The sequence below is a fragment of the Streptomyces sp. NPDC091371 genome, assembly GCF_040684275.1.
Lineage (GTDB): Bacteria > Actinomycetota > Actinomycetes > Streptomycetales > Streptomycetaceae > Streptomyces.
Window position 1 is genome coordinate 1 of the sequence record NZ_JBFBFP010000090.1, and the last position, 10,435, is coordinate 10,435.

Genomic DNA, 10,435 nt, shown 5'->3' on the forward strand with positions numbered 1-10,435 from the left:
GGGCAGAAGCCGGTCGTGACGACAACCTGCCCGCTACACTCCCACCGCTCGACGTTTCCCCAGGTCAAGCCACAAAGTACTGCTGGAGTACTAGTGCGCAGATGCCTTCCTGCTGCTTGCTGGTGTGGTGTGTGCGAAGGCCTTCGGCGGCGGCCCGGCGCAGGGCCCGGACCGCACGGCGCATCCGGCTGGGGCGGGCGGTTCGCGCGGCGCGATGCTGGCGGCGGTGCTCGGCTGCGGCGGCGATGAGGCGCTGCTGTCCGGCGCCGCGTAGCCGCTCCTGCTGCTCGGTGTGGATGGGCTTCCGGTGTGAGGTGAATCAAGGGGACTTCCGTTCGGGGTCCAAGGTGCCTCGGTCCTGTCCCGCACGGGGAGTCTGTGTGGCGCTCCCGTGGCGTACGACTGCGTCTCTGGTCCAAGCCCTACCTGCGAATGCGCCGCTGACCCCAGCCCCACTCGAACCCCGGCCCGCACCGATGGTGCGGGCCGGGTCGGTTCCTCGCCGACCGGCCACCACGGCAACGCCGGCCAGCGACGCCGGACCGCCTTATGAGACTGGCCAGTAACCGATGCCATCTCTGCAATACCATCCACCGGAATTCACTTTCCGTATCCCGAAGGAGTCCCTATGCGCGCCCGCGCCATCACCGCTGCCCTGACAGCCGCCCTCGCCCTGACGGCCTGCACCAGTGACAAGCCCGACTCCTCCACCCCGAAGGCCGACGGCAAGCCGGGCATCACCGACGCCGGGGCATCAACACCGGCGCGGTCAAGGTCGACCGACTCAGCGATGACGAAAAGCACTACGTCTCCGTCCTCGTCAAGTCCGCCATCGCCAACGGCATCACCCAGTCCCTGACGCTCATGGAGTCCTACTCCGCCACCGAGGTCCAGGCCGAGATCGGCAACAGGCGCTCCACCTGCGGCACCCCGAAGCAGCACGCCAGCGAAGAGGACATCAAGAAGATCCTCTACGTCCTCAAGGACGTGCCGGGGAAGATCATCCGCGCCTACTTCATAGACAGGGACACCGCGACCGACCAGTACATCCGCGGATCGAAGTAGCCGAACGCCGGGGGCGCACCCGTAATAGGCCCCGCCCGGCACATCCACCGTACGCCCGAACGAGATGACGGCAACGCCGGTCAGCTCGCATACCCGAGAGGAACCTCCGTGTCTGACAGTCCGTCCCCTGAACACCAGCCCCAGCCGCAGATACCGGCGATGCCGCCCCAGCCGCCCGCACCAGCACCCGGTACTCCCAGTGGCCGCCCGAAGTGGCGGATGCCGCTCCTGCTCACCGTCCACACGGTCCTGGTATCTGCCCTCTCCGTCGGAGCCACCCTGATGGTCACTGACGACGAGCCCACAACGCGCTCGGCCTCTCCCGCCCCGACACAGGAGACGCGCAACTATCCCGGAGACGCGACCAGGGAGAACACCGCTCCGGCTGTCCCGCCGTCCCCGACACCGCCCCCAGCCCCCACCTTCGGTATCGGCGACAAGGCCACCAACAGCGGCGCCAGCGTCATCGTGAACAAGATCCGCGAAGGCGACAGCTACGAGTACACGGACTTCCGGGAGACCAAGACCAAGAAGGCCCCGGACGGGGCCAAGTACGTGATCGTCGAGACCACCGTCTTCAACGACGGCTCGCAGCCGTTCGATCCGGTGTGCGGCGGCGGGATCTCCATGGGCCTGGTCGACGACAAGGCCCGCACCTTCAACAACGTCGACAACGTCTACAAGGTGAAGGGCAACGGAGAGGAAGCCTGCCTGAACGAGGTCCAGCCCGGGTTCAAGCGCGACGCCGTGTTCGCCTTCATGGTCCCCGCCGACGCGAAGCCTGCCGCGTGGGCCTTCTCCGGTGACCGCAATCCGCGCACCGCCACCCTCATCCGTGTGGCCGGCACCGCCGTGTAGCCGCCAGGGCCCCGCGAACAGGCGCGGGGCCCGCCCCATCTCCCCAGCATCCCGAGAAGAGGACCCCCGTGAACACCCAGCCGCCCAGCACCCTGCGGGGCATCCGTGAAGCAATGGCCACCGGGCAGGGCTTCCCTGAAGACCTGGCCTCCTTCGAAGCGGACCTGGCCTGCGTCGTCGCCGCCTAGGGTAAGCGCACAGCCGCCAAGCAGGCCATGGACGAGGTGCAGGCGAAGCCGCAGATGCAACCCGCCGAGGGCCCCGAGGACCAGCATCAGGTCACCTCCACCCGCCAGCTCTTCGGGCTGCTCAGGCAGGTCGTGGGAGCAGGGTGGAAGGCCGCCCGGTCCGACCAGGCGGTGAAGGACCTACGCCCGCAGAAGGACAAGGCGCACGACGAATGGGAGCAGCTGGGGCAGATGCTGGAGAGGGACGTTCCGGTCCGCTACCAGGATCTGGCGTGGCGCGAGGTGAAGCGCCACCTGCGTGAGGCCGGTCTCATCAATGGCCAGTACGTGAAGTGACGGCCGACACCAAAGGTGACCCACGTCCTTCAACTTCCGTCCGTAGCGTGCCGGCTGCGCCGCCTAGCACCGGCCAGCGGTGGGGCGCACCTGTGATGCGCACGCCCAGCACGATCGTTTGAACAGAGGAAGCAACACCTGTGAGCATTACTCCCTCCGGACGGGTTCAGCCTGCCCGTCCTGGTGACCCTGCACGTATTGGCCCGTACCGGATCATCGGCCGTCTGGGATCAGGTGGCATGGGCACCGTCCATGCCGGACTCGACCCTGCCGGAGCACGGGTTGCGGTCAAGATCATTCACCCGTCACAAGCCGAAGACCCGGAGTTCCGGGCCCGGTTCCGGCGTGAGGTGCAGCTCTCCGCCCGCGTTCAGGGCCCGTGCCTGATACCGCTCCTGACGGCCGACCCCGAGGCCGCCTCTCCCTGGCTGGCCACCGAGTACGCCCCTGGCCCCACCCTCAATCAGCACTTGGCCGACCGAGGCCCGCTCACGGGCGGGATGCTGTACGCCTTCGCGACCGGCACCGCCCAGGCCCTAGCCGCCATCCACCAGGCGGGCGTAGTGCACCGGGACGTGAAGCCGCAGAACGTCATCCTCACTCCGGCCGGACCCCGTGTCCTGGACTTCGGCATCGCCCACGCTGCCGACGGCACCTCCGTCACCCGTACCGGCGTGATGACCGGCACCCCCGGCTGGATCAGCCCCGAGCACTACCGCACCGGAACCGCCGGACCTGAAGGCGACATGTTCGCCTGGGGTGCACTCATCGCTTACGCAGTGAGCGGGCGTCTCCCGTTCGGCACTGGGGCCCCTGACGTGGTCGCCTTTCGCGTCATGTCCGGCGAGGCCGACCTGAACGGCATCCCCCACGGGCTTCGGGAGATCGTCGCACGGGCGCTGTCAAAGGAGCCGGACGAGCGTCCGACAGCCAGCGAGGCTGCCGATCAGTGCGCCGTCTTGTTGTCCGCCCAGGCCACCCAGGTCATCGCCTCGGGCAACATGCCCACCCTCGTCGGTGACCTCATCGCAGGCGAGTGGGACATGCCCACCCTGGACGACCCGACCTGGCACCCCCCGGCCGCCAGATCCCGGAAGCACACCCTGGTCACCGCAGCCGTAGCTGCGGCCGTCGTGACTGCACTGACCGGCGCCATAGCAGTACTTGACTCCGGCGGGGACAGCAACAGCCAGCTTGGCACAGCTCAGACACCCGCCCCGACGCTGACGACCGCATCGACACAACCGCCGAGCAGCATCACAAGTCCGACCGCGAATCCCGAGAGTCAGCCTGGACCGGAGAAGAAGACGGATTCGGGGGAGGCAACCATCGCCACATGGAAGGAATCCCGCCCTGCCCGCACGGCAGCCGAGACCGACTCCTACGGAGCGATGGGCACCGGGCCTTGGCTCGACCCGGATGCCTACCCCGGCGTCGACAACGGCACCCTCACCTTCCATCCGGGGAGGAAAGAGGTCTATGTCGCCATGAGCGGCAGGCAGCTGCCCCCGATAGCGATACAGGAGGTCGCTCAGCTGGCTTGTCTGGGCCTGCGGGACCTCTCCGACGCCTATCCCGACTACGCCTACACCGAGTACGTGATCGTGGACACCGCCCGCGCGGGCGGGCCCGGCATCGTATGGGAGGGGAACTTCCGCACCAACACGACCTGCACCACGTCCGCGACCCAGCGCACCACCGACTGGCGGCCCAACCAGCCTGGCCTGGCGGCAGCCCAGATCCCGAGCAGCGACTCCGACGAGATCAGCGTCGCCACCGGTGCCGTCAACAGCATCCTGGGGCAATGGCCGGACAAGTCCCTCGGCCACCACAACACCAGCGCCGGATATGACCCTGAAGGCCGCGCCCTGTACGTGTGGGTGAAGAAGCCCGAATGGGACAACGCCACCCGCGAGAGTTGGGCACGCATCGCCGCGTCCTCGGCCTGCAACGCCCTCAAGACCCAAGCCGCCCGATCCGCGAACTGGCCGTACACCAAGTTCGCCACCGTCATCACTGCTGCAGACGGAACAGCCCGGCAGTTCATGACCTCGGGTACTCTCGCACACTGCCCTGCATGATCGGCCGTCTTACGGCTCACTGTTCGCTCCGGACGTCCGGGAAGACATCGGCACGGTCGGCCGGCCCCGTTCCAGCCCGCCCGGCCAGTTCGTGCAGGGTGAACGCCTCCGGCCCGGCCGGCCCGCCTCGTCGTACGCGGTGAGCACGTTCTTAAGGGAGCGCCGGCAACAAACCGGAGCGGTGGCGGTCGACCGGCCTGGTTCGCGGCACGGAATTGCGAAATTGCCGATCAGATCATTCCGTTACGGGAAGGCACTCGGCGAGCAGGTCGACGACGTCGTGCCAGGCCCGCTGCGCGTGCCGTGGGTGGTAGCCGACGCCGGGGACAATGGGGTGGTCGACCGGCGGGTGGTGGAAGGCGTGCAAGGCGCCGCCGTAGACCACGAGGCGCCAGTCGACGCCTGCGGCCTGCATCTCGGCGGTGAACGCGTCCCGTTGCGCAGGCGGCATGATCGGGTCATCCGATCCGACCCCGGCCCACACCGGGCAGCGGATGCGCGCCGCCTCGCCCGGTCGGCCCGTGGTGGTCGCGTTGACTGTCCCGATCGCGCGCAGGTTGACGCCGTCGCGCCCGAGTTCCAGCGCGATGGCGCCCCCGGTGCCGTAGCCGACGGCGGCGATCCGGTCGGGGTCGGTTCGCGGTTCGGCGCGCAGCACGTCGAGCGCCGCGTGGCCGATGCCCCGCATCCGGTCGGGGTTGGCGAGCAGCGGCAGGCAACGGGCCAGCATCTCCTCGGGGTTACCCAGATAGCGCCCGCCGTGAAGGTCGAAGGCCAGCGCTACGTATCCCAGCTCGGCGAGAGCATCGGCCCGGCGGCGCTCGACGTCGCTGAGCCCCATGCCCTCTGGCCCGAGCAGCACCGCGGGCCGGCGGTCGACACCGGCCGGGACGGCGAGGTGCCCGATCATCGTCAGACCGTCGGCCTGGTACTCGACCGTGCGCGTCGCAATCGTCATGAGACTGGACCGTAGTGATTGTCGAGCATGGTCGGGCCGGTGTTCACCGCTGGCAGAACAGCGCGGGTATGCCTCTGAAATGCGGCGATGGCTCACAAGATCCGCCACAGACCCCGTTCCCGACAACCCGGTTCCCGGCCGCTGAGAGACCGGGACCCGGTTGTTGCGGGCGCGTGCGCTCACCCGGGCGGGTTGGGTGAGCGGTCGGCCGGTTGAGCTGACCCATGAGCTCGCGGTTGGCAGCGCGGGCGGCGGCGAGGTCATCGTCGCGTTCCTGGAGCTTCAGCTCCAGGCCGATCGCCTGCTGTGCGAGAGTGATGATCCGGGCCTTGAGCTGCTCGGTGTCATCGGGGCCGCCGATGCCCACCTCGCGCCAGACCTGCTCGCCGAGCGCCTCGCAGCGTAGGTTCCGCGATTCCGTGAGCAACGCCAACTGACCATGAGCACTCGATGATCAGTATCGAGGCTCGGTGAGCAACGAAGGTCGCCTCAGTGCTACAGCAGCATCGCTTCGAACGGCTGTTCAGGCGTCGCAAACAGCTGCTGCTCGGCCCAGATGACCTTGCCTCGGGCCGTGTACCTGGTCCCCCACCGTTCCGCCAGCTGGGCGACCAGGAACAGTCCCCGGCCGCCCTCGTCCGTCGTGGCCGCGTACCGCAGATGCGGTGAGGTGCTGCTGGTGTCGGAGACCTCGCAGACCAGGCCGCGGTCCCGCAGCATGCGGACATGGATCGGCTCGATCCCGTAACGGATGGCATTGGTGATCAGCTCGCTGAGGATCAGCTCCGTGGTGAAGGTCAGGTCCTCCAGTCCCCACGCCGTCAGCTGCTCGGTGCATTCGGAGCGAATGCGGGAGACGGCGGCGGGATCGAGCGGCACGTCCCAGGTGGCCACCTGACCGGGCTCGTACAGGTGCGTGCGTGCGACGAGGAGCGCGATGTCGTCGCTCGGGCGCGGCGGCACCATCGCGTCGAATATTGCCCCGCAGATCTCCTCCGGGGATCCGTCGGTGTGGGTGCCCGCCAGACAACCGTGCAGCAGAGCGAGGCCGTCCTCAATGTCGCGATCCCGGTCCTCGACGAGACCGTCGGTGTAGAGCACCAGCCGGGTTCCCGCCTCCAGCCGCAGCTCCGCCGTCTCGAAGGGCAGCCCTCCCACGCCCAGCGGCAGACCCGCGGGCAGGTCGACGAACTCGACGCTGCCGTCGAGTCGCACGAGCGCGGGCAGAGGGTGACCCGCTCTTGCCATGGTGCAGCTTCCGGAGACCGGATCGTAGATCGCGTACAGGCAGGTGGCGCCCGTGACGCTCGGACCACCGCCCTCTCCGGTGGCTGCCTCGCCCTGGTCGATCCGGGCGACCAGATCGTCGAGGCGGGCGATCAGTTCGTCGGGGGGCAGGTCGAGAGCGGAGAAGTTGTGCACGGCCGTCCGTAGCCTGCCCATGGTGGCCGCGGCGTGCAGGCCGTGGCCGACGACGTCGCCGATGACCAGCGCCACGCGGAATCCCGACAGTGGGATGACGTCGAACCAGTCCCCGCCGACCCCGTCGCGCGCCGGCAGGTAGCGGTACGCCAGGTCCAGGGCACTCTGCTCGGGCAGGCCGTGGGGCAGCAGGCTGCGCTGTAGCGTCTCGGCCATGGTGCGCTCGCGGGTGAAGCGGCGGGCGTTGTCGACCGCGATCGCCGTGCGGGCGACCAGCTCCTCGGCGAAGGAGACATCGTCGTCCTCGAACGGCTCGGACTGCCCGGAACGCCAGAAGTTGACCATGCCCAGGATCATGCCCCGGGCCTGCAGCGGGGCGGAGATCAGCGAGTGGATCCCATACGTGAGAACCCTGTCGGAGTTCTCCGGATCGCGCGCCCGCCAGGTGTGCGCCTGCTGCAGATCGGCGGCGAGCACGGCATGCCCGGTCTCCAGACCGGCGCCCTCCGGTGTGGCGGGGACGAAGCTGATCAGCGAGCCCACGGGGTAGAGCGGATGATCGTCCCTGATGCCGCTCACGGCCATGCGGCGAATCTCCGGGCCTCCCGCCGTGCCGGTGCCCGGGGGCGGCTCATCGCCATGAAGCACCGGATCGGCCAGCTCGACCGTGGCGAAGTCCGCGAACCGGGGAACCGCCACGTCCGCCAGCTCCTGCGCGGTCTGCATCACATCCAGGGTGGTGCCGACCCGCAGCCCGGCGTCGTAGAGCAGCTGCAGACGGGCCCAGGCCAGTTCGGCCAGTCCAGTCAGCACGCTCAGCTCGGTGGTGTCCCGCAGCGTCGCGACGCTGCCCGGCAATCCGCCGAATGGTTCGGTCGGGCGGTTGTTGACCGCGAGCAGCCGGTCTCCGGCCAGGTGTACCTCGTCGGTGGCAACGCGACCGGATGCCAGCAGCTCGGCCATCCCGGGAGCGAGCCCGAGATCGGTGACCGGTCGTCCCTCCACGTCGGGTGGCAGATCCAGCAACCGCCGGGCCTCGTCGTTCGCCAGCAGCAGTCGTGCGTCCCCGCCGACGATCAGCACACCCTCGCGGGCCGCGTGCAGTACCGCATCGTGGTGCTCGTACATCCGCGTCACCTCGGCCGGGCCCAGGCCGTGGGTCTGGCGGCGCAGCCGCCGGCTGACCAGCGCCGCCCCGCCCATGCCCAGACACAGCGCGGCAGCCGCGCCGCCGAGGAGGAGAGGCAACTGGCGGTTCACCGCGGCACTTGCGTGCGGGGTGGTGACGCCCACCGCCACCAGCCCGGCGACGGAGCCATCCGGCCTGGTGACAGGCGCGGTGGTGTCCACGATGGGTGAGATGGGCGTGGTGAAGCTGCTGGTCACAGGCCCCTTGAAGGCTTCCTTGTACGGTCCGTAGATGGGCTTCCCGATCAGCTCGGGAAAGGGATGCGTGTAACGGATCCCCTCAGGGCTGAAGATCACGACGTAATCGAAGCCGGCACTCTTCCGGGTCGTCTCGGCGAGCGGCTGCAGCGTCGCGGTCGGATCGGCGCTGTCCAGGGCAGCCACCATCCCGGGAGAGTGCGACAGCGCGATGGCCGCGGCACGCGTGCGGTGTTCGGCGTCGTGCGTGCTGTCGCTCCGGGCCTGCAGGATCAGCGCCGACAGCGCCGCGGCGACGAGCAGCACCATAGCGACCAGCTGCCACAGGAACACTTGCCCGGCGACACTGCGCACCCTCAGGCGGGAGCGCAGGCAGCTCAGCCACGAGCCCAGGCGGCGCCACGGTGACTGGTGTTCTGCCGGTCCCTTCATGCCTGTACTCCCATGGACACGGCTACGCTCTTCGTGCATCCGGACTGTCCGTGGATCCTCGCCTTCCACACTGTCATCCCGCCGAGGAATGTGCATTCCCGAGATCAAGCCGGAGAGCTGGCCGGTGCCCGCACACCACAGCGCGCGCAGCGCCTGCGCGGCCTTGCGGAACTGCTTGGCCTCCATGTGGTCCTCGTACGCGGCCGGCAGCGCCGCGATCTCTTCGCCAAGCCGCGCCTCGGCCTCACCCTCTTCCCTGCCCGGCAGGACGCGGTTGACGAAGCTGCGAGGGTCTCCGCGAGGTCCTTGCTGACGAGCACGCCGATTGCTTTCGGCGCCCGGCGCGATGTCGTACGTCGTCCAGTACGTGAGCCCGTTCTTGAGGGACGGGCCGAGGTACGGACAGTGCGCGGTAGGTGGTGCAGTCGTCGAGCTCGCGCCTGGCGGGATGCCGGTCGTTGCGCGACCGGGTGCTGTGGAAGCGACGTTGCCATCGCCTGGGTGAATCACTCTTGTTCAGGATGCGATGGGGGTGCGCCGCGCTGAACCCGGGGGTCTGGGCCTCCGGGCCGTGGCTCCTGACGAGAGGGACATGGAACGCGTGGTAGCAGCTGGTGACGCAGGCAAGGTCGGCGTGGCTGACAGGCTCGGCATTGAGCCGAACATGGTGGTGCAGGAACTGGGATGGGGTGAAGACGTGGACGCCGACGTCCGAGCCGCCGTGGAGGAGAGCGCGGGGAGCGAACTCCTGACGGAAGACGCGGACGAAGTGGTGGATGTAGCCCTCCTGTGGTGGCGGGAGAGTGATGGCGATCTGACCGACACCCTCGTCGACGCGATCGGGCCGCTCGCCGACGACGGCGTCATCTGGGTGTTCAGTCCGAAGACAGGCCGCAGTGGCTACGTCGAGCAGAGCGACATTGCCGAGGCGGCCAGTACCGCAGGCCTTGCCCAGACGCTCAGCACAGGCGTTGGCGAGCGTTGGTCGGGTAGCAAGCTTGTATTGCCGAAGTCGCCCGGGGTAAAGCGATGAGCGGCCTGGCCGCCAGCACATGCCCTGCCGGGCCTCCTCAACGGGAAGCCTGACGGAGGACCTCGGCGGTGACCGCCAAGGTCCTCCGTGTATTCAAGACTCCAAGGCTGGCATCAAGGGACCGTGTTCACCTTGATCAAGGTGTCGTACGACTCGTTGACCACCCGGCCTCACGTGCCCCACGAGTCCCAGAACGGCCGTTCACCGAACCGTTGCCGCAACCGAACCGATCGGCAAAACGCGTCCGTGCACCTGGAGTCCGGACATCTCGCCTGCGACCTGGCCCTTTAAGGATCAGAAAAGGGCACTCACGGCTGGAGGCCCTGGCCTTGGCCGGGGCCGGGCTGCTGGCGCTGCTGCTCGCGCTCCTGGCGGCGCCGGCTGGCCGGACGGGCAGCCGGGAGCTCCCGGTCCTCGATGGGGCGGCGGGCGGCGGCGCCCTGGGTGAGTGCGGCGAGGCGGGCGATGTTCTCCGGGGTGCGCAGCCATGTCGCCGGGTCGGTCGTGCGGCCCTCCAGGTACTCCTCGGGCATCGCGGCCTGCTGGTGGGCGTGGACGGCGGCGGCCCGCTGCGCCGGGGTTAGGGCGTGTCTTCAAAGGGGTCTGAGCCAGAGGAACAGGGACGCGATGGTGACGGCTGCCTGGTAGGACTCGCGGGTTTTGTCGTAGCGAGTGG

10 protein-coding genes are annotated in these 10,435 nt (G+C 68.8%); 7 read left to right on the forward strand and 3 right to left on the reverse strand.

All coding sequences use genetic code 11. The features are described 5' to 3' along the window. The first annotated feature begins 127 nt into the window (after positions 1–127). The 5 genes from AB0O21_RS39805 to AB0O21_RS39825 all read left to right on the forward strand — a co-directional run bounded on the left by AB0O21_RS39805 (position 128) and on the right by AB0O21_RS39825 (position 4,528). Positions 128–274 (forward strand): hypothetical protein, encoded by a 147-nt coding sequence (locus AB0O21_RS39805; protein WP_365180707.1) that lies wholly within the window; start codon positions 128–130, stop codon positions 272–274. A gap of 590 nt (positions 275–864) precedes the next feature. Further along, positions 865–1,065 carry a hypothetical protein gene (locus AB0O21_RS39810; RefSeq protein ID WP_365180710.1) on the forward strand — a complete coding sequence of 67 codons (201 nt, stop codon included), beginning with the start codon at positions 865–867 and terminating at the stop codon, positions 1,063–1,065. A gap of 219 nt (positions 1,066–1,284) precedes the next feature. Next, complete coding sequence (locus AB0O21_RS39815) at positions 1,285–1,923, forward strand: hypothetical protein (RefSeq protein WP_365180713.1); 639 nt, start codon at positions 1,285–1,287, stop codon at positions 1,921–1,923. A gap of 215 nt (positions 1,924–2,138) precedes the next feature. Beyond that, entirely contained in the window at positions 2,139–2,447 is a 309-nt protein-coding gene (locus AB0O21_RS39820; RefSeq protein WP_365180716.1) for a hypothetical protein, read from the forward strand. 140 nt (positions 2,448–2,587) lie between these two features. Next, positions 2,588–4,528 (forward strand): serine/threonine-protein kinase, encoded by a 1,941-nt coding sequence (locus AB0O21_RS39825; RefSeq protein WP_365180719.1) that lies wholly within the window; start codon positions 2,588–2,590, stop codon positions 4,526–4,528. Positions 4,529–4,763: 235 nt separating this feature from the next. On the opposite strand, the gene AB0O21_RS39830 is transcribed toward AB0O21_RS39825, so the two are convergent. Beyond that, complete coding sequence (locus AB0O21_RS39830) at positions 4,764–5,486, reverse strand: dienelactone hydrolase family protein (RefSeq protein WP_365180721.1); 723 nt, start codon at positions 5,484–5,486, stop codon at positions 4,764–4,766. 196 nt (positions 5,487–5,682) lie between these two features. Here AB0O21_RS39830 and AB0O21_RS39835 point away from each other — a divergent pair, with 196 nt between their 5' ends. Beyond that, a complete protein-coding gene (locus tag AB0O21_RS39835) occupies positions 5,683–5,892 on the forward strand; it encodes a hypothetical protein (protein WP_365180724.1) in 210 nt (69 codons plus the stop codon). An 89-nt stretch (positions 5,893–5,981) separates the two neighbouring features. On the opposite strand, the gene AB0O21_RS39840 is transcribed toward AB0O21_RS39835, so the two are convergent. After that, complete coding sequence (locus AB0O21_RS39840; protein WP_365180727.1) at positions 5,982–9,236, reverse strand: SpoIIE family protein phosphatase; 3,255 nt, start codon at positions 9,234–9,236, stop codon at positions 5,982–5,984. Positions 9,237–9,318: 82 nt separating this feature from the next. Here AB0O21_RS39840 and AB0O21_RS39845 point away from each other — a divergent pair, with 82 nt between their 5' ends. Next, positions 9,319–9,759, forward strand: coding sequence for a DUF3052 domain-containing protein (locus AB0O21_RS39845; protein ID WP_365180730.1), 441 nt, complete (start codon positions 9,319–9,321; stop codon positions 9,757–9,759). A 308-nt stretch (positions 9,760–10,067) separates the two neighbouring features. Here AB0O21_RS39845 and AB0O21_RS39850 read toward each other — a convergent pair whose 3' ends face one another. Further along, positions 10,068–10,292, reverse strand: a complete 225-nt coding sequence (locus tag AB0O21_RS39850) for a hypothetical protein (protein ID WP_365180733.1) — start codon at positions 10,290–10,292, stop codon at positions 10,068–10,070. Positions 10,293–10,435: the final 143 nt, after the last annotated feature.